The sequence below is a fragment of the Granulicella sp. L56 genome (assembly GCF_009765835.1).
Lineage (GTDB): Bacteria > Acidobacteriota > Terriglobia > Terriglobales > Acidobacteriaceae > Edaphobacter.
The window spans coordinates 68,132-86,239 of the sequence record NZ_LMUS01000006.1; the positions used below are offsets into that span (position 1 = coordinate 68,132).

An 18,108-nucleotide genomic window follows, 5' to 3' on the forward strand; every position below is an offset into this window, starting at 1 on the left:
AACAGCAGATCCTCCGCCTTCGGCGAAGGATGACAAATCAAGATGATAGCAAGCCAATAGCTCGGTGTAGGCTCAGCTTCCCTAGTCGCGGACCTGTGCGAGGAGGCGCTTCCAGTTTTTCTGGTTGCGGCGATAGCTCTTTTTGAGGTCTTCGAGGATGCGTTCGAAGTCGGCGTGGCCGCTTAGCTTGCGCCATGCGGGGTTGATGCTGAACCAGGGATAGTTCTCGTTGCCCAGATAGATGGCCCGGCGCAGCCAGTGGAGCGCCTCGGACTCATCGCCTTCGAGGGCGAAGTAGGTGGCGAGGCGGTAGGCCATCTCGCTGTCGGCCTCGGCGGCGGAGAGCGTCTCATCGACAATGAAGGTGGCGGCCTTTTCGCGCTCGCCCAACTGCACGTAGCAAAGTGCGATGGTGGGAAAGACGATGCGCAGCGATTGCTCGTCGCGGATGACGTTTTCGAGTGTCTCAATGGCGCGGGGGAGATCGCCGGTACGCATCTGCTGGTAGCCGAGGGAGATTCGGAGCAGCGGTTGCTTTGGCTCCAGCGTGAGGCCCTTTTGAATTTCGTCTGCGGCAAGCTCCATCTGATTTTGATACTGGTAGACGCGGGCGCGGTGGTTGTAGACCATGGCCGCGTTGGAGGGGTTCATGCGCAGCGAGGCGTTGAACTGGTCGAGCGCCTCTTCGTACATGCCGTCGATGCGCAGCGTCATTCCGGCGACGAGGCGGACGTTCCAGTCGTTGCCTGCGGTCTGGAGGAGATGCTCGATGCCGTGGCGGGCTGATTCTTTTTCGCCTCGGGACAGGAGCATGTAAACGCGATAGAGATTGGCTTCGACCGAGCCGGAGTCGAGCGTGAGTGCCTTGTCGAAGGCGCGGCGGGCTTCGAGGACGTGCATCTGGCCGCCTAGTCCGTGGCGGGCGTATTGAAGGTGAGTGATGCCGAGACCGGACCAGCCGGGAGCGTACTTCTCGTTCTGCTTCACGACGGACTCGAAGAGCGTGCGGGCGCGGTCGAGGTCGTCGCGGCTGCCGGTGCGGGTCATGAAGGAGGAGAGGACGGCGCGGGCCTGCAGGTACTCTTCGGAGACGTCTTCGGAGAGCGAGGTGGCGCGATGGCTGTCGTGCTGCTGCTGCAGATCGCCGAAGCCTTGCAAGGTGCTGAAGACTTCGTTGCAGATCTCGGACTGCACCGAGACCAGATCGAAGGAGGCCACGTTGATGGAGCCGCCGGCACGGACGCTCTGGCTGGGAACATCGAGGAGCTGCCAGTTGAGGTCGAAACCCTTGTCGGAACGGAGGAAGTTGCCCGCCAGCACAAAGTGCACGAGCAGCTTTTTACCGACGCTGAGCGGATCGAGCTGCTGGGTCGAGACGTTCATCAGCGAACTGGAGGGGCGGACGACGAGCGACGGCATGCGCGCGAGACGGGCGGCAATGGCGTCGGCCAGGGCGTAGCCATAGAGTGGCGCGACATCGGCGGGGCCGTAGTTGATGAAGGGCAGAACGACGATGGTGTTCTGGGTGCTGACCTCGGCGGGAGTGGACTCGCGGAAGCGCTCGGCCAGCATGGAGAGAAGGCCGGTGGTGCGCTTCTCTTCCTCTGGCGTCTCCTTTTGGTTGTGGTTCTTTCCGCCCTGCGAGGGCAGCAGTGAGACCGACTCGCCGTGCAGAAGAACGGAGTCGAGCTGCATGGCCATCATGATGGTCTTAAGCGCCTCGCGCACATCGGCGGAGGAGGCGAAGCGGGCGGAGGGCTGCTTTTCGAGGCAGCGGAAGATGACGCTCTCAAGCTCGACGGGAAGGTGCGGCGCGATGGTGCGGATCGATGGCGGCTCGGCAAACTGGATGGCGCGGATGCTCTGGAAGTCGGGCGCGTCGGGGCGGTGGAAGGGGTGGCGTCCGGTGGCGAGCTCGTAGAGGATGAGGCCGAGGGCGAAGATATCGGACTGGACGCTGGACTGGCCGGTGACGAACTGCTCGGGCGCCATGTAGGCGATGGTGCCGCCACGTGCGGTATAGGTGGCTCCGGCGTTGGGCGGGTTGCGCTTGCTGTCGGGACCGGCGGGGTCGAACTCGGCCTTGTCGGGCGTGAGGCGGCGAGCGAGGCCGAAGTCGAGGATCTTGATGAGGCCGCCGTCGGTGAGCATGACGTTGGCGGGCTTGAGGTCGCGATGGAAGATGCCCAGATTGTGCGCGGCGGAGAGACCGTCCGAGATCTGAATGCCTGCGGAGAGCGTGAGTTGGAGGCTGGCCGGGCCTTCGCCGATAAGCTTGTCGAGCGACTTGCCGGGGATGTACTGCATGACGATGTAGGCTTCTTCGCCACCGCCGGAGTCTTCCGGGGCAACGCCTACTTCATAGATAGCACAGACGTTGGGGTGGTCGATCGCCGAGGCGAGGCGGGCTTCGCGAAGCTGCGTGGTTCGCATCTGCTGGACGGTGAGGTTGCCGCGTTTCAGCAGTTTAAGGACTACAGGGCGCTGGAGGAGGGTGTCGTTGGCAAGGTACACGACGCCGCTGCCGCCCGCACCGATCTTGCGAACGAATTCGTACTGCTCGATGACGCGTCGCTTCATACCTCTATTATCGCAAGCCCCGGCGTGGGAAAGGTTAATGGGCGGATGCGTCAAGGGATAGTTTTATCTTCCGCATTCAATTTGGCACTGAATTTTAGTGTTGCGGTCCGGTGCCCCGTTCCCAGGGGCGGTGGGTGATGGGGTCGTCCTGCCACTTTTTGCGGCGGCCTACAAGGAACATGACCAGGCCGAAGACGAACATGATGAGGCCCCAGGTCAGGTTCAGGTTGATGCCCATCGACTTTTCGTAGATGGCGGCGTTGCCGCGGGTGATGAATCCGTAGACGCTCATCAGGCCGCCCGTGATCAGGAAGATGAGGCCGAGGGGGATGCGGATGTCGAGTCCCATGTGCGCTCCTTGCGTGTACCTCGGGGGCTAAAGCCCCCTTTGATTATGAAACATTGTTTGGCACGGCTGAAGCCGTGCCCTTAAGCAGTACGAAAGCAGATCCCTGCGCTCCGCGAAGGATGACAACAATGGGGAGAAGGATGACAACAAATGCTGCGCGAACGATGGCACAAAAACGAACAATGGTAGATGCAGCCTGCTACTGGATGACAAGAAAACAAGCAACAACAAGTACAGACGCAGATTCCTACGGAATGACAAAAGAGATCAGGCGAAGACTAGGTTGAGGACGACGAGGATGGCAAGGACAGCGATGGCCAGCGTCGCGGGCTTCTGATACCAGCTTAGGTGGCCCTCCTCGGGCTTGGGTGTCAGCGAGTAGACCAGGCCAACCAACTCGGACTCTTCGCGAGGGCGCGTGGCGAGGCTGACCGCGATGGTTACGACCAGGTTGACGGAGAAGGCGAAGATGGCGGTCCAGAAGTTCTGCGCCATGTCGCTGGGATAGTGATGGACGATGGCGATCCATCCGCCGTGCATGCCGGGAACAGCGTCCGTGGGGATGGTGAGGCCGTGATGCAACAGAGCGGCGGCTGTGCCCGAGATCAGGCCGGTGAAGGCCCCGTGTCCGGTCGTGCGCTTCCAGAACATGCCGAGCAGAAAGGTGGCGAAGAGCGGTGCGTTGACGATGGAGAAGACGAGCTGCAGCGCATCCATGATGTTGTTGAAGTTGGTGACGGCGTAGGCCGCACCAATGGATAAGACGACCCCGCCTATGGTTGCCATGCGACCCATCCAGAGGTAGTGCGCGTCTGTTCCCTTCTTATTGATGTAGGCCTGATAGATGTCGTAGGTCCAAACCGTGTTGAATGCAGTCACGTTGCCGGCCATGCCTGACATGAAGCTGGCCAGCAATGCGGTGAGGCCGAGGCCGAGGATTCCGGTTGGGAAGAAGTGCAGCAGCATGACCGGGATGGCGAGGTCGTAGTTATAGACCGGGTTGCCGTTGGTATCGAGCACGGGCTGGCCGGTGATGGCGTTCATCTTCTCGGGAATGATGCCGTGGGGGTGCTGCTCATCGAGTGGAAGGGCGTGGCCGTTGGGCGCGTGGGTGACGATAGCCGTTGGCGTCGCCATGTGCGAGGTCACCGTGATGGCGATGAGGCCGGGCAGGATGACAAGGAACGGGAAGAACATCTTGGGGATGGCAGCGATCAGGGGGACGCGGCGGGCCGAGACCTCGGAGTCGGCTGCCATGGCGCGTTGGATGACGAGGAAGTCGGTGCACCAGTAGCCGAAGCTGAGGACGAAGCCGAGGCCCATGGCGAGACCCACCCACTCGACGCCGAGGGTGTTGGTGGAGGCGTGGGCCATGCCCTGCCATGAGTGCGTCATGTTGGACGGCAGGGTACGCTTGATGCCTTCCCACCCGCCTACGTTGCGCAGGCCGATCCAGACCAGAGGAGCGAACCCTGCGACGATGAGGAAGAACTGCAGCACTTCGTTATAGATAGCGCTGGTGAGGCCGCCGAGGAAGATGTAGCCGAGAACGATGATCGCCGACAGGATGACGGAGACATGGAAGACGTACTGGTCGGGGATGATGCCGTGAAAGAGGCCGAGCGTCTGGATGAGGAGCGCCATGGCATACATCGAGATGCCGGAGCTGAAGATGGTCATGACGGCGAAGGAGAAGGCGTTGACGGCGCGGGTCTTCTCGTCGAAGCGCATGCGCAGGTACTCGGGCACCGACCGGGCCTTGGAGCCGTAGTAGAACGGCATCATGAAGACGCCGACGAAGACCATGGCGGGAATGGCGCCGATCCAATAGAACTGGCTGGTGATGATGCCGTACTTGGCACCCGACGCGCCCATGCCGATGACTTCCTGGGCTCCGAGGTTCGCCGAGATGAAGGCGAGGCCGCAGACCCAGGCCGGAATCGAGCGTCCGGCAAGGAAAAAGTCGTTGCTGGTGCGCATGTAGCGCTTGAGGGCAAACCCGATCCCCAGAACGAAGACGAAATAGACCAGCATGATGAGCCAGTCAATGATGGATAAGGACACGATAACCCTTGTTTAAAGCTGAGTTTGAATTGGAAGCTCTGGCTCACTCTAAATCGTTACGATATATCGCGTCCAGCACGGGAGACGCCTGAAAGGATTCGATACCCCTGCATTTGTCGCAAGACTAACGGTAATATGGAGGCCACGGATAACTTGCAGGTTTGGCAGCGCATCGTAGGAACTATCTTGCGGTGTGACGCAGGTTAAGTTGAACGGCAGTTCATTCTGACGCTTTCTTTTTTCTTTCTTGTCCATCAAAAACGGGACAAGGTTGATCGACTTTTTTGTTGGACTTTTCTCCTTGGAGCAGCATGACAGTAACCATCCTTCTTATCGATGACAATGCGGTGCAGGCAGCCACCCGGCAGGCGATTTTGAGACGTGCGGGATACGTTGCCATCGCGGTGCTCAACCCCAGACAAGCACTCGAACAGTTTCAGAATGGCGGGTTCCCTGCTGCCATCGATCTGGTCATCACCGACCACATCATGCCAGGGATGAATGGCTCGGAGTTTGTCAGGCTGCTTCGACAGATGCACCCCAGGCTACCGGTCATGGTCGTCAGTGGGCTGGAAGATGCCGAGGCGGAGTACGAAGGACTGGACGTGCAATTCTGTTTGAAGCCGTTGCCTCCGGACAATCTTCTGGCCAGCGTGGCTCGGCTGGTGCAGGCTGCCTGAGATCCGCTTCAAAAAAATAGTGCGATAAACGATGGCGATTGCCGTTGCAACCTTCTCCCTGAGAGAATGGGTCATGCAATTGCACCCAATGCCTCAGTTTGGTAGTTTCACGTTGCTGCTGGCTCTGGCGTTGAGCGTCTACACGCTGCTGGCGGGCGGGTTCGCGCTTTGGCGGTTCAAGACGACCAAGGCGGAAGATGGGTCAGGACGACTCGGCGAAACTGCTCGCCGCGCAGGAATCGCGAGCTTTGTTGCCTTGAGCTGCGCTGGATTCGCGCTGGTCTGGGCGTCGTTTACTAACGACTACTCTGTCTCCTACATCCTGCACCACACCAACCGGTCGCTGAACCCGGCTTATAAGTTCTCCGCGTTGTGGTCGGGTCAGGAGGGATCGCTCCTGTTGTGGGCGTGGCTGCTTTCGGCGTATGGGTTTGTGCTGCGTATTCGGCATCGCGTCGATGTTCGGCTCTCTGCGTTTGCTTCGACGATTCTCGCAGCCATAACGGTCTTCTTTCTTTTGCTGCTGAACTTCGCTGCTCCTCCGTTTGCCATCCAGCCGGGGCCGGTGGCGTTGGACGGATTTGGACTCAATCCGCTGCTGCAATATCCCGAGATGGTGATGCATCCGCCGCTGCTGTACCTCGGCTATGTCGGCTTCTCGGTGCCGTTTGCGTTTGCGCTGGGTGCGCTGATGATGCGGTATCCGGGTGAAAAGTGGATTCACATTACGCGGCGATGGACGATGGTGACGTGGCTGTTTCTTACCTGCGGGATTTTCATGGGGGCGCACTGGGCCTATAGCGTGCTCGGTTGGGGTGGCTACTGGGGATGGGACCCTGTAGAGAATGCTTCGTTGATGCCGTGGTTGACCGGAACGGCGTTTCTGCACTCGGTGATGATGCAGGAGAAGCGCGGCATGATGAAGAGCTGGAACGTCTGGCTCATCTTCTCGACATTTATGCTGACGATTCTGGGGACGCTGCTGACGCGGTCAGGGATTGTCAGTTCGGTTCATGCCTTTGCTCAATCGGACATTGGGAACTGGTTCTATGGATTCCTTGTGATCGTTCTGGCGGTGTGCCTGTTCACGTTCTTCAAGCAAAAGGATCACCTCAAGTCGGAGAACAAGCTGGAGTCGTTGGTATCACGCGAGTCGAGCTTCCTGTTCAATAATCTGGTGCTGCTGGCGGCGTGCTTCACGGTTTTGTGGGGAACGCTCTTCCCTATTTTGTCGGAGTATGTGCAGGGTTCGAAGGTTACGGTGAGCGCGCCGTTCTATAACCGCGTCAATATACCGGTTGGACTCTTTCTTTTATTCCTTACTGGCATTGGACCGTTGCTGGCTTGGCGGTCTACTTCACTGAGGTCTATCCGGCGCAACTTTATTCTGCCGGGTGTCGCGTTTGTGGTGGCGCTGGTGGTTCTGATAGCCGCCGGTGTTCGTCCGTGGAACGCAGGCGACGCAATGCAGGCGACGATCTTCTCGTTGATTACGTTCTCGCTGGCGGCTGGCGTGGTTACAGCGATCACCTCCGAGTTTTTGCGTGGGGCCTTTGTGGTGCGGACGCAGACCGGCAAGAACCTTGTGGCTTCGACGGTTCTGCTGGTACGGCGCAATACTCGCCGCTATGGCGGATACCTCGTTCACTTCGGCATCGTGGTGCTCTTTATCGGGATCGCCGGGGGTGCCTTCAACCAGTATCACGAGCAGGAGATGAGTTATGGCGATTCCATAACAATGGGACCATACAAGCTGGTGTGCCAGAGCTTCACCCAGGAGAGCAAGCCGAACTACGACACAGAGTATGCTCTGCTGGATGTTTACAAATATGGCAAAAAGATCACCCAGCTCGCGCCGGAGAAACGCTTCTACCTTGCGAGCCAGACATCGTCGACGATGGTGGCCTTGCACTCCACGCTCGAGAGCGACCTCTACGTTATCTACGAAGGCAAAAACCCCGATACGGATCGCCCCATCATTAAGGTGTTCCTCAATCCTCTGATGAACTGGATCTGGATCGGCGTGGCGATTGTCGTCTTCGGTACGTTGCTGGCGCTGGTGCCAAGCCTTAAGAAGAATGCGCGGTCACAGGCCGCCTTCGAAGCTCCGCTGACGGAAGCCGAGGTTCATCATGTCGCTTAAACGATGGATGCAGGGTCTGGCCGTATGTTTTCTGGCCGTGATGATGCTCGGAGCTGCCGATGGGGGTGCCCGCTTCAACCGGCTTGGCCACAACATGATGTGCGCCTGTAGCTGCGGCCAAATTCTGCTCGAGTGCAACCACGTCAGTTGCCCAAGTTCCGGTCCGATGATCGCAGAGTTGCACGCGCAGTTGGCGGGGGGTGGCTCTGACAAATCCATCATGAGCTGGTTCGCGGCGAAGTATGGTGCGACCATACTGGCTGCTCCTCTGCGTGGAGGATTCGACGATGTGGCGTGGATCATGCCCTACGCCGTCTTCATTCTCTCCATACTGGGCACAGGAATTTTGATCTACTTCTGGAAGCGCCGGTCGCTGCTGAACCAGCCACCGGCAAGCGCCACCGGCACCTTCGATGCAGATAAAGAGGCGATGCGTGAGCGCATTCGCAGGGAGACGGAATACTGATGGGTGCTATAGCTGGTCTCGTACTGACGGTCGCAATCTTTCTGTTCATCTTCTGGCCCGAACGAAATCCGTTCTTCCAGGCCGACAAGACTCGCGTTGACTATCTGCGCGAGCGCAAGGATGCCATCTACGACAACCTTCGCGACTTGAACTTCGAGTATCTTGCCGGAAAGTACCCGGAGCAGGACTACACCGAGCAACGGAGGGGGCTTGAGGACGAAGCGGCCCGCGTGATCGCAGAGATCGACCGCCTGAACGCCCGAGGCGAGACTGGCCGCCGCAGCCGGGCATAGATTGAGACGACGGGCCTCGGCCAGCGATGGCCACTTTGACGTAAACTGATCGCGTGATCCTTTCCTCTCTAAACTTACGACGTGTTGCGGGAATTGCTACGCTGTTTGTGGCGTTTTCTGGTTTTGCCTTCGCTGAGTCCATTACCGGGACTGTCATTAACAAGACGACGAACAAGCCTGCCGTCGGGGACGATGTTGTTCTGATCCAGCTCACCCAGGGAATGCAGGAGGCGGCTCGGACCAAGTCCGATGCGCATGGCAGATTTACGCTGGATGTTCCCGACCAGGGAATGCACCTCGTTCGCGTGACGCATGACAAGGCAGCTTATTTTCGCCCCGCGCCTCCGGGAACGCAGTCGGTCGAGGTCGAGGTTTACAACGCCGCGGCGAAGGTGGAGGGGGTGACCGGCGAAGCCGACGTGATGCGCATCCAGAACGATGCCAGCGGCAAGAAGCTGGACGTGGTCGAACACTTCTTCATCAAGAACGCATCGAATCCTCCCCGAACCCAGTTCAGCCCGAAATCGTTCGAGTTCTATCTACCCGCGGGAGCTGTGATTGCAGGGTCTGCGGCGCTCGCCCCGGGAAGCATGCCTGTCAAGGCTGACCCCATACCACTCGGAGATCCGAACCATTTTGCCTTCATCTTTCCCCTCCGCCCCGGTGAGACGCAGTTTCAAATTATGTACAGCCTGCCTTACAGTGGAAGCTTCCAGTTTGCCCCTCATCTGACGCTGCCCACCGATACGGTCGCGATCATGATGCCAAAGAGCATGACCTTCGCGGGTGGAGGATCGACGGCGTACGCTCCTGTCACCGAGGAGATGACGGCGCAGACGTATGTTGCGCGCAATGTGGCTCCGGGACAGCCGCTCGACTTTACTCTTTCAGGTAGCGGGCAGCTTCCCAGAGATACTGGTGCAGCGGCTACGGCTGGCGACTCGAGCCAACCTGCTGCGAGCGGTCAATCCTCTGCAGCGGCAGATACACGGCCCGGCGGCGGTTTGGGAAACCCGATCGATCCCAGTGGGAACGACGATCCCTGGGCGAAGTACAAGTGGTGGGTCCTTGGAGGGCTGGGGTTGGCGATGGCCGCGGGCGCGGGCATCATGCTGAAGGGAACGCCTGCAAAGCCTGCTTCTGTGGGAGCTGCTCCGGCTGCGGCTACAGGACCGAATGCCTCTCTTGCAGCCTTGAAGGAAGAACTGTTTGCGATCGAGACGGAGAAGTTGCAGGGACGTCTGACCAATACTGAATATGCGGAGCAGAAGTCGGCGCTGGAGGTGGTGCTGCGCCGCGCTCTGCAGCGAAGCGAACCTGCCGCCACTGCGTCTAAGATTGACGGGCCTGTTCTATAGAGGGACTGACTAATGAATACGTTCAAATCGACGCTTCTGCTCGTGGTTCTTACGCTGTTTCTCCTCTTCGTGGGAGAGCGCATCGGTGGACGCAATGGCATGGTGCTGGCGTTTGTGCTGTCGGTCGCGTTCAACTTTGGAACTTACTTCTACTCGGACAAGCTCGCGCTCGCTATGTACAAGGCCCAGCCAGTAACACGGGCCGAGTTACCCCGCGCCTACGAAGTAGTCGAGCGGCTGACAGCAAAGCAGGGGATGCCGATGCCGAAGATCTACGTGTTACACACCGAATCGCCTAACGCCTTTGCTACGGGACGAAATCCGCAACATGCATCGGTGGCGGTTACGCACGGCATTCTGGAATTGCTGGACGATGAAGAGTTGGAAGGCGTGCTGGCACATGAGCTGGGCCATGTGAAGAACCGCGACATCCTTACCAGCTCTATTGCAGCGACGCTGGCGGGAGCGATTACGATGATCGCGCGCATGGGCTACTGGGCTTCCCTCTTCGGCGGCTACGGCGGCGGACGCGATAGCCGGGAACGCAGCGGAGGCTTCAGCGGCCTGTTCATGCTGATTCTCGCGCCGATTGCAGCTACCCTGATCCAGCTGGCGATCTCGCGTTCGCGCGAGTACGAGGCAGATGCCACGGGTGCGCAGGTGACGGGAAATCCCTATGCCCTGGCGCGAGCACTGCAAAAGCTGGATGACTATTCGAAGCGGATTCCGATGCAGGCTTCGCCTTCGACGGCGCACCTGTTTATCGTGGCGCCGCTGCTGGGCGGTGGCGGCTTCGGACAGCTCTTTTCAACGCATCCGCCTATCCCTGACCGGATTCGCCGATTGATCGGACGGGACCACGTTTAATGATTGAGAAGATTCTAAGAGCTTTGCGGATGCTGGCGATGGTCGCCTGGGTGGGTGGTCTTGCGTTCTTCGCGTTTGTGGTCGCGCCGGTCGCGTTTGGGCAGCTGTCGAGCGCCCATGAGGCTGGCCTGGTGGTCGGCGGGACGCTGCGCATTCTGCATTGGATTGGGCTCATTGGCGGCGGCGTCTTCTGCTTGTCGACGGCGATCTTATGGCTGCGCGCCGAAGTTCCGGCACGAGCGGGATTTGCTGGCGAGATGGTGTTGACACTGGTGATGCTCGCAATTACGGCTTACTCTCAGTTCAGCATCTTGCCGTCAATGGAGCAAGACCGCGTGCAGGCGGGCGGCGAGATTGAGATTGCAGCGATGACGAGTCCGGCGCGGCAGGACTTCGAGCGGCTCCATTCTTTGTCGGAACGGCTTGAAGGTTTCGTGCTTCTGTGCGGTCTCGGCGTGGTGCTCTTTCTGGCACGGGAGTCTCAGTGGCCTGAGACGGGTAAAATCAAGCTGATATGAAAATTGAAGTTTCCCCATTCGACTCGGCAAAGGATGGCGACGCTATGCGGCTTCGTCCTGCTCGCTGATGATGCCGAAGCTATGGTTGAGTCTTGGACTCGGATTAGTAGCCGGGCTGGCGGACTATCTTGGCGGAATCCTGCTCGTCCAGCGCTCTCCTTCTTCTAAAGCGTTGCGCTATTTCGTCGCGCTGGGCGCGGGCTTTATGCTGGCCGCGGCGCTGCTGGAGATGGTTCCGGAAGGAATGGCGGTCAACGCGAAGTGGGCCCCGGCATTGATCCTGTTGGGATACTGCGGAGTACATCTGCTGGAACATTCCCTCGTTCCTCATTTTCATTTTGGCGAAGAGACGCATCACCATGAGTTTCTTTCGGCGAAGACGAGCTACTCTGTACTGCTGGGGCTTGCGACGCATACCTTCTTCGATGGGGTTGCGATTGGATCGGGCTTTGTCGTATCGGATTGGCTGGGCTGGATGCTCTTCTTCGCGGTGTTCCTGCATAAGCTGCCGGAAGGATTTACCGTGGCGAGCGTGATGATGGCAGGTGGGCAAGGCCGGCGGGTGGCGCTGAACTCTGCCCTGTTCCTGGGGGCGACCACTGTGCTCGGCGTTCTCGTCATCAATCTGGAACCGGCGCTGGTGCGCGCAGGATTGCCGCTATCGGCTGGAGTAACGATTTATGTAGCGGCGACCGATCTGGTGCCTGAGGTAAATCGTGAACCAGGAATCAAGATGGCGCTGGTCTTTTTTGCAGGCGTTGTAGGATTTTATTTGCTGCGGATGCTGGCTCCGGCTTAGATATTGATCGTCTGCTACTCCTGCTTCGCCCGCATGGCAGATTGTTCCTTTGCTTCCATCCAGCCGCGCAGAATCACTACGGCTGCAACCTGATCGATGACATATTTTCGATCACGCTGATCGTGTCCCACTTCGTTGAGGATCTCGTGCGCTGCTACAGAACTCAACCTCTCATCCCAGAGTTGAACGGGAAGGCCGGAGCGTTTGCGCAACTCGTCGGCAAACTCGTGCACCTTTGTCGCCCATGGGCTGACATCGCCGGACATGTGCAGCGGATTTCCAACCACGATCTCGACGATCTCATGCTTGCGAATCAAACGCAACAGGCTTCGGAAATCTTCGCCGCGTGTCTTGCGCCAAAGCGTCAGCAATGGCTGCGCGGTGTAACCCAATGGATCCGAGAGCGCTACTCCTACACGTATCTTTCCGACATCAAGCGCCATGACTCTTCCTGTAGGCATATACCCAGTCTACCGCCGGAGTCGCAGAAGCAAAGAGACATCTGTCTTCGAGAGCAGGTGTCTCCTTCCTAATGGCTCTTCTCCTTTTTTATTAATCCATGCTGCGGTGAATTACCGGACGACTTAGTGCCTCTTCAGCAACTGCGCCAGCTTCTCCAGACTCTGGCTCCAGCCTTCCTTCATTCCTCTCAGGAACATCGGCGCTGCATCTGTCATGCTTCTCACATGTACATCCAGAGTTAGCTCTGTTCCTCCATCCTTCTCTTCGAGGAATACCGAGTTCCAATTTTCGAAGATTGCATTGCCATCTTTATCGAGTGGCGTTGCCGTAAAGTGGAAGCGGTAGGGCGCATAAAACTCCACTACCCGGCCCGACATCGGATACACGGTTCCATCCGGCGCTTTCATCTCGAGGTAGATCTTTCCGCCGACTTTGCCTTCGAACTCACAGCGCGGAATGGTGAAGCCCTTCGGCGCCCACCACTCGGCGAGCATCTCCGGCTTTGTCCACGCAGCAAAGACAAGATCGCGCGGCGCTTCAAAAAAGCGGCGCAGATGCAGCTCTGTGGGAACGTCGTTCGCATCTGCCACGCGTCCCGGCTGCTTATTCATTAAGAACTCCGCGAACTTATCAAATGCACTGTTCCAGCCGCCGGTGTGCCCGTCGCATGCGTTGGCGGTCAGGAATGGGCTCTGTGTGAATGTCATCACGGTCTTGTTACCTTTTTCTTCCAGCCGCACCGTGATCGTGTTTTCCTCGAAGTCCATGTTGCTCAATCCAACATCGCTGGGCACGTCCCACGCAAAGGAGAAAACCAGCAGCTCCGGCGGTTTTACTTCGCGAACTGTCCCATGCTGTTTCAACTGGACCTGAGCGCCGGTTGCTGGCACAAGGCCTTCCATGGTTCGCCGCCACGGTGCGCCCGGCGTCTTCGGCATATCGAGCTCGATCGTCGTGAAGCCTCGTGGCCCCATCCACTGCGCCTGCATTGCAGAATCGGTCCATGCCTTCCACACCAGCTCTCGCGGCGCATCGAAGACGCGCGTAATCTTCAACTCGTAGTCCTTGAAAGGCTCTAATCCCTTGTGCTCTGACGTCACTGTTGCTGTGCTCATGCTGTTGCTCCTTTCGCTGCAAGAACCTTGTTTAGCCGCTCGAACAGCTCGCGCGCGCCCTGAACCGAACCATAGGTGCGCACATTCTCGTCGCGCAGCTCGCGGCTGTCGAACTGGTTGCTCAACGTCAGGCGAGTCCCCCCGTCCTCTTCCTGCCAGGTAATCGTCTTGTGCATGGACACCAATGCAGCGCCTTCTTTGCCACCGACCAGATCCAACTCAATGCGTTCCTCGGGAACGACGGCGGTGAATGTCATCTCGTTGGGATAGTTGGTGCCGTCGGGGCTGTGCATCACGATACGCCACTTGCCGCCCGGACGCAGATCCATCTCCAGCACTGTGGTGCTGAAGCCGTGCGGGCCCCACCACTCGACCACCTGCGTCGGGTCGGCGAACGCCTCGTAGACCATCTTGCGCGGCGCGTTGAAGACTCGCGTCGACACAATGGTTCGTTCATCCTCTTGCAACTCGGGCATCGCTTCCAGTAACTCCAGCATTATGATTTCTCCTTTTTCCGTAAGGTCTTGCGCGGTGTCTGTTTTTGTTTCGCCTTATCAGCTTGCAGTCTCTGCAAATACGCATCGAGGCGGTCGAAGCTCTCTTCCCAGAACCTTCTGTACTCTTCGATCCAGGCAGCCGCGGTCTTCAGCGCCGCTGGGTTTAGCCGAGCCGGTCTCGTTTGCGCATCGCGCCCACGATCGATGAGACCGGCCTTCTCGAGCACCTTGAGGTGCTTTGAGATCGCAGGCATCGACATCTCGAATGGCTTGGCCAGCTCTGTTACGGAGGTCTCGCCGAGAGCGAGCCGCGCCAGGATAGCGCGCCTCGTTGGATCGGCCAGTGCTGCGAATGTCGTGTCTAGATTTGATTCGTTCATGGTTCGTTCCGTGGTCTCGCCATATTTCACCGAATAGTTATATAACCAATAGGTGAAATATAAGATCGATATTTCCGTTTGTCAACCCCTCCCGCAATATTTTTTTGAGGGCTGATCGACGGCGGCCGCAAGGGCCTGCGTGTGCAATGGATGAGTCGATGGCGAGGAGCAGGAATTAAAGCAACATCTCTACGCGATTGCGGATGGTGTCGTAAGCCGGTTGTTCGAGATGGGATCGATCGTCCAGGCGCTGGCCGTTATTCGGGTTCCACCGATGACGCGGACTGTGATGTCGGGCGCGGACGTTTGCGTGTAGTAAAAACGCCTGGTGTACCCTGCACGCTGGCTCAGGATCACCTCGATCACGGAGCCGTCGACGTAGGTGTGAAGCTGCGGTGTGTCATTCGGTTCGAGAGCGATCTCTTTATTCTCGACGAGGAAGGCGTGCTTTACAGGATCGTATGCGACATGCAGAAGCTCGCCGTTGTCGATGGAGTTTTGCATGATGAATTCGAATGCTTCCGTTCGCCGGAGTGCGGTGCACAGCACCTCACCTGAGGCTTTCTGGAGTGTGAATTCGATCTTGTTACTGGAGTTCGCAGGCCGCACCGGCGACGCCGAGCGCAGAGTGACGAGGGCAGGAAGAATCTCCATCTGGAGAGTGCCATCCTGATCGAGATGGAGCACGCGCGGCAGGCTCATCATACCGGCCCATCCGGCGGCCTTGTGCTCTGCCTCGGGCCTTCGCTCAGGGATCCATCCCCAGAGAACGCGCTGTCCGTTGGCGTCGAGCTGGGACTTCGGAGCATAGAAGGCGCCGAGATCGAGCTGTCCCGTCTTCGCAGGATGAAAGAGCATGGTCTCAGAATCGAGCTTTCCCGATTGCCAGAAGACCTTGCCCTCGGTGGAGTAGATTAGTACATGAGCGCCATCGAGAGCGAACAGTTCGGGGCACTCCCACATCTCGCCGTCGTCGCATGGGTTCGCCGTATGCTTTCCCGTCCATACGCCAGTTGCGATCTGGTGCATATACTCCCAGCTCTTCATATCTTTGGAGCGATAGAGCAGGACGCAACCGCCGACTTTGGCGACCCCTGAACCCACAGTCATGTAGTACCAGTCGCCCTGTTTCCATGCCGAAGGATCGCGGAAGCCGGTGATCTGCATTCCCGGCGGAGCGAGAGGAACAATCGCCTTCGGCTCTTTGGTCCAGTGAATGAGTCTGGAATCGTCGGACCACGCGAGACATTGTGATTCCTGAATTTTGTTTTCGCCATCGCGGATGGTTGCCTTGTCCAGCGTGCTCAGGACCGTACCTGTGTAGACCACGTAGACTCGATTGCCCACGGCGATTGCCGAGCCCGAGAAGCAACCATAAGCATCCTGGCCGCTCGACGTTGGAATGAATGCGATGGGCAGATGGGTCCAGTGAATCATGTCCTGGCTGATCGAGTGGTACCAGCTCATGTCTCCCCACACCGCCGCGTGCGGGTTGTATTGGCAGAACATATGGTAGCTTCCGTTGAAGTAGATCGGGCCGTTGGGATCGTTCATCCAGTTGGACGCGGGCAGCAGATGAAACTGCGGACGCATGGGATCTTCAGCGAGTTTTGCCTCCAATCCAGCATCTTCTTTACCAATTTCCTGTGCCAGGATGCCGCGCGGCACCATCGACGCCGCGGCCATCAGTGCTGCGGAAGACAGTAACTCGCGACGCGTTACTAAAACAGATTTTTTCTTCATCGGCCTCCGCTCATGGATGCAAAATCCACAAAGCATTTTATGCCCACTGCCTCGAACGCTGTTGTGTGGACTCCAGAGAGTATAGCGGGCAAAGGAGGAATCGGATTTGTTGACGGACGTTGTCACAGGCTGGACGCGAGTGGCTCGCTGCCATTCAGTATCATTAGGAGTGTTGGCCGGAGACGCGGCCCTGAATTGAGACAACTTTGACCAGCAAGAAGGCTTCACCTGAAGCCACCCGGGATCAAACGCAATCACGCCGGAACCGCGGCAAGACGGTCCGTCGCAGTCTCGTCGAAGCAAGCGAGGCCCAGGACGCGGCACTCCTCGCCCGCGAACTTCGTACCTCGCAGACTCAGCAGGAACTTGCCGTAATTGTCGTGGTCGAGTTCACCGGAGAGCTCCGCAAGCGCAAGCAGCTTACCGCAGCCGCTCGACTAGCCCGCACCGCGGCCGCCGTCACGGCTGGAGAAGAAGATCTCCCAGCCGATGCAGCCTCCACTCTCGACTTCGATGCCAGCCGCGCAGAGTTCGAAGAGCTTGCTCGGTCAGCTGGTGCGACCATCGCCGCCACTCTCGTGCAGCGCCGTCAGAGACCCGATCCCTCCAGCCTCGTCGGCCTGGGGAAACTCGACGAAATCGTTGAGGTCGTCGCCTCTACCAACGCGTCGCTTGTTCTCTTTGACCACGACCTCACTCCCTCGCAGCTCCGCAACATCGAAGCCCGGCTACCCTGCCACGTCATCGACCGTTCGCAGCTCATCCTCGACATCTTCGCCCGCCACGCCAGGACCCGTGAAGGTCAGCTCCAGGTAGAACTCGCACAGCTCGAATACCAGCTCCCCCGGCTCGCCGGACGCGGTCGCGCCATGTCGCAGCTTGGCGGCGGCATCGGGACCCGCGGCCCTGGCGAGACCCAGCTCGAGACCGATCGTCGCAAGATCAATCTTCGCCTCGACCATATCAAGACCCAGCTCGACGGCGTCCGCCGCATCCGCCATCAACAGCGGCAGCGCCGCGAAGCAGTTCCGGTCCCTGTGGTCGCCCTCGTCGGCTATACCAATGCAGGCAAGAGCACCCTCTTCAATGCACTCACCGAGGCTGGCGTGCTCGAATCGGCCCGCATGTTCGCTACTCTCGACCCCAAACTCCGGCAGTTGCAGCTCCCCTCCCGCCGCAAGATTCTGCTCTCCGATACTGTCGGCTTCATCCGCAACCTTCCCCACACGCTCGTTACGAGCTTCCGCGCTACCCTCGAAGAGGTCGAGCGAGCCGAGATTCTTATCCACGTCCAGGACGCCGCCAGTCCGATCCGAGAAGAGCAGAAAATTCAGGTTGAGAAAGTCTTGGCCGAGCTTGCAGTTTCGACGAAGCGGGTCATCCAGGTCCTAAACAAGATCGATCTCGTCCCGCCCCAGGAACTCGTCCACCTCTCCAGCGACCGCGATGCGATTCCCGTCTCCTCGCTTCGGCACACCGGTCTTGAACAACTCCTGATTGCCATCGATGCCGCGCTCGTGGTCGATCCGCTCGTCGAATTCAGCTTTCGCCTCCCGCAATCCGAAGGCGCAATCCTCGCCTCGCTCGAAGCCGGAGCCATCATCGACGAGAAACGCTTCGAAGGCAACCTCGTCTTTTTTCGAGCCCGCGGACCAGCATCTCTTCTTAACCGGTACCGCCGTTTCCGTGAAAAACCTGAACCGTCTAAGGAACCTCTGATTAAGTCATCCCTTTGAAGGGGCGCGGCTTCAGCCGCGTCGTAAGTCATTCTTACGAAAAGAGGCTTTAGCCTCT

Annotated in this window: 17 protein-coding genes; 9 read left to right on the plus strand and 8 right to left on the minus strand. The window is 58.6% G+C overall.

Annotation, left to right across the window (positions count from 1 at the left end):
- Positions 1-81 precede the first annotated feature (81 nt).
- From GSQ81_RS08115 to GSQ81_RS08125, 3 genes are all read right to left on the minus strand, one after another.
- Positions 82-2,580, minus strand: a complete 2,499-nt coding sequence (locus tag GSQ81_RS08115; protein ID WP_158910283.1) for a serine/threonine-protein kinase — start codon at positions 2,578-2,580, stop codon at positions 82-84.
- Positions 2,581-2,674: 94 nt separating this feature from the next.
- Positions 2,675-2,929 (minus strand): hypothetical protein, encoded by a 255-nt coding sequence (locus GSQ81_RS08120; RefSeq protein WP_158910284.1) that lies wholly within the window; start codon positions 2,927-2,929, stop codon positions 2,675-2,677.
- Between the two features lie 267 nt (positions 2,930-3,196).
- Positions 3,197-4,993 (minus strand): sodium:solute symporter family protein, encoded by a 1,797-nt coding sequence (locus GSQ81_RS08125; RefSeq protein WP_158910285.1) that lies wholly within the window; start codon positions 4,991-4,993, stop codon positions 3,197-3,199.
- Between the two features lie 311 nt (positions 4,994-5,304).
- On the opposite strand from GSQ81_RS08125, the gene GSQ81_RS08130 reads away from it, so the two are divergent.
- The 8 genes from GSQ81_RS08130 (at position 5,305) to GSQ81_RS08165 (ending at position 12,117) form a co-directional block, all read left to right on the plus strand.
- Complete coding sequence (locus tag GSQ81_RS08130; RefSeq protein ID WP_158910286.1) at positions 5,305-5,673, plus strand: response regulator; 369 nt, start codon at positions 5,305-5,307, stop codon at positions 5,671-5,673.
- A gap of 73 nt (positions 5,674-5,746) precedes the next feature.
- Complete coding sequence (locus GSQ81_RS08135; protein WP_254060077.1) at positions 5,747-7,816, plus strand: heme lyase CcmF/NrfE family subunit; 2,070 nt, start codon at positions 5,747-5,749, stop codon at positions 7,814-7,816.
- On the plus strand, positions 7,806-8,282 hold the full coding sequence (locus GSQ81_RS08140; RefSeq protein WP_158910287.1) for a cytochrome c-type biogenesis protein CcmH: 477 nt from the start codon (positions 7,806-7,808) through the stop codon (positions 8,280-8,282). Before GSQ81_RS08135 ends, GSQ81_RS08140 begins: the two co-directional genes overlap by 11 nt.
- Entirely contained in the window at positions 8,282-8,575 is a 294-nt protein-coding gene (locus GSQ81_RS08145; protein WP_158910288.1) for a hypothetical protein, read from the plus strand. The genes GSQ81_RS08140 and GSQ81_RS08145 overlap by 1 nt, the downstream gene beginning before the upstream one ends.
- Before the next feature lie 107 nt (positions 8,576-8,682).
- A complete protein-coding gene (locus GSQ81_RS08150; RefSeq protein ID WP_254060078.1) occupies positions 8,683-9,933 on the plus strand; it encodes a carboxypeptidase-like regulatory domain-containing protein in 1,251 nt (416 codons plus the stop codon).
- 12 nt (positions 9,934-9,945) lie between these two features.
- Positions 9,946-10,800, plus strand: a complete 855-nt coding sequence (locus GSQ81_RS08155) for a zinc metalloprotease HtpX (protein WP_158910289.1) — start codon at positions 9,946-9,948, stop codon at positions 10,798-10,800.
- Positions 10,800-11,318: a DUF4149 domain-containing protein gene (locus GSQ81_RS08160; RefSeq protein WP_158910290.1), complete on the plus strand. Its 519-nt coding sequence runs from the start codon at positions 10,800-10,802 to the stop codon at positions 11,316-11,318. Before GSQ81_RS08155 ends, GSQ81_RS08160 begins: the two co-directional genes overlap by 1 nt.
- Positions 11,319-11,403: 85 nt before the next feature.
- A complete protein-coding gene (locus tag GSQ81_RS08165; RefSeq protein ID WP_254060079.1) occupies positions 11,404-12,117 on the plus strand; it encodes a ZIP family metal transporter in 714 nt (237 codons plus the stop codon).
- Between the two features lie 14 nt (positions 12,118-12,131).
- Here GSQ81_RS08165 and ruvX read toward each other — a convergent pair whose 3' ends face one another.
- The 5 genes from ruvX to GSQ81_RS08190 form a co-directional block, all read right to left on the minus strand.
- On the minus strand, positions 12,132-12,560 hold the full coding sequence (ruvX, locus tag GSQ81_RS08170; RefSeq protein ID WP_254060080.1) for a Holliday junction resolvase RuvX: 429 nt from the start codon (positions 12,558-12,560) through the stop codon (positions 12,132-12,134).
- A gap of 141 nt (positions 12,561-12,701) precedes the next feature.
- On the minus strand, positions 12,702-13,694 hold the full coding sequence (locus GSQ81_RS08175; RefSeq protein WP_158910292.1) for an SRPBCC domain-containing protein: 993 nt from the start codon (positions 13,692-13,694) through the stop codon (positions 12,702-12,704).
- The gene (locus tag GSQ81_RS08180; RefSeq protein ID WP_254060081.1) at positions 13,691-14,191 is read right to left on the minus strand and encodes an SRPBCC domain-containing protein; all 501 of its coding nucleotides are present in this window, start codon (positions 14,189-14,191) and stop codon (positions 13,691-13,693) included. Before GSQ81_RS08180 ends, GSQ81_RS08175 begins: the two co-directional genes overlap by 4 nt.
- The gene (locus tag GSQ81_RS08185; RefSeq protein ID WP_158910293.1) at positions 14,191-14,571 is read right to left on the minus strand and encodes a helix-turn-helix transcriptional regulator; all 381 of its coding nucleotides are present in this window, start codon (positions 14,569-14,571) and stop codon (positions 14,191-14,193) included. The genes GSQ81_RS08180 and GSQ81_RS08185 overlap by 1 nt, the downstream gene beginning before the upstream one ends.
- Positions 14,572-14,760: 189 nt before the next feature.
- Positions 14,761-16,314 carry a glycoside hydrolase family 32 protein gene (locus GSQ81_RS08190; RefSeq protein ID WP_158910294.1) on the minus strand — a complete coding sequence of 518 codons (1,554 nt, stop codon included), beginning with the start codon at positions 16,312-16,314 and terminating at the stop codon, positions 14,761-14,763.
- Between the two features lie 206 nt (positions 16,315-16,520).
- Between GSQ81_RS08190 and hflX the strand changes: the two genes are divergently transcribed.
- Positions 16,521-18,050, plus strand: coding sequence for a GTPase HflX (hflX, locus tag GSQ81_RS08195; RefSeq protein ID WP_158910295.1), 1,530 nt, complete (start codon positions 16,521-16,523; stop codon positions 18,048-18,050).
- Positions 18,051-18,108 lie beyond the last annotated feature (58 nt).

Bases quoted from the DNA above. Each gene is read 5' to 3' on its own strand.
- GSQ81_RS08185 (WP_158910293.1), bottom strand. From the start codon at position 14,571: ATGAACGAATCAAATCTAGACACGACATTCGCAGCACTGGCCGATCCA.
- GSQ81_RS08130 (WP_158910286.1), top strand. From the start codon at position 5,305: ATGACAGTAACCATCCTTCTTATCGATGACAATGCGGTGCAGGCAGCC.
- GSQ81_RS08190 (WP_158910294.1), bottom strand. From the start codon at position 16,314: ATGAAGAAAAAATCTGTTTTAGTAACGCGTCGCGAGTTACTGTCTTCC.
- GSQ81_RS08120 (WP_158910284.1), bottom strand. From the start codon at position 2,929: ATGGGACTCGACATCCGCATCCCCCTCGGCCTCATCTTCCTGATCACG.
- GSQ81_RS08155 (WP_158910289.1), top strand. From the start codon at position 9,946: ATGAATACGTTCAAATCGACGCTTCTGCTCGTGGTTCTTACGCTGTTT.
- GSQ81_RS08160 (WP_158910290.1), top strand. From the start codon at position 10,800: ATGATTGAGAAGATTCTAAGAGCTTTGCGGATGCTGGCGATGGTCGCC.
- GSQ81_RS08135 (WP_254060077.1), top strand. From the start codon at position 5,747: ATGCAATTGCACCCAATGCCTCAGTTTGGTAGTTTCACGTTGCTGCTG.
- ruvX (WP_254060080.1), bottom strand. From the start codon at position 12,560: ATGGCGCTTGATGTCGGAAAGATACGTGTAGGAGTAGCGCTCTCGGAT.
- GSQ81_RS08145 (WP_158910288.1), top strand. From the start codon at position 8,282: ATGGGTGCTATAGCTGGTCTCGTACTGACGGTCGCAATCTTTCTGTTC.
- GSQ81_RS08175 (WP_158910292.1), bottom strand. From the start codon at position 13,694: ATGAGCACAGCAACAGTGACGTCAGAGCACAAGGGATTAGAGCCTTTC.
- GSQ81_RS08115 (WP_158910283.1), bottom strand. From the start codon at position 2,580: ATGAAGCGACGCGTCATCGAGCAGTACGAATTCGTTCGCAAGATCGGT.
- GSQ81_RS08140 (WP_158910287.1), top strand. From the start codon at position 7,806: ATGTCGCTTAAACGATGGATGCAGGGTCTGGCCGTATGTTTTCTGGCC.
- GSQ81_RS08180 (WP_254060081.1), bottom strand. From the start codon at position 14,191: ATGCTGGAGTTACTGGAAGCGATGCCCGAGTTGCAAGAGGATGAACGA.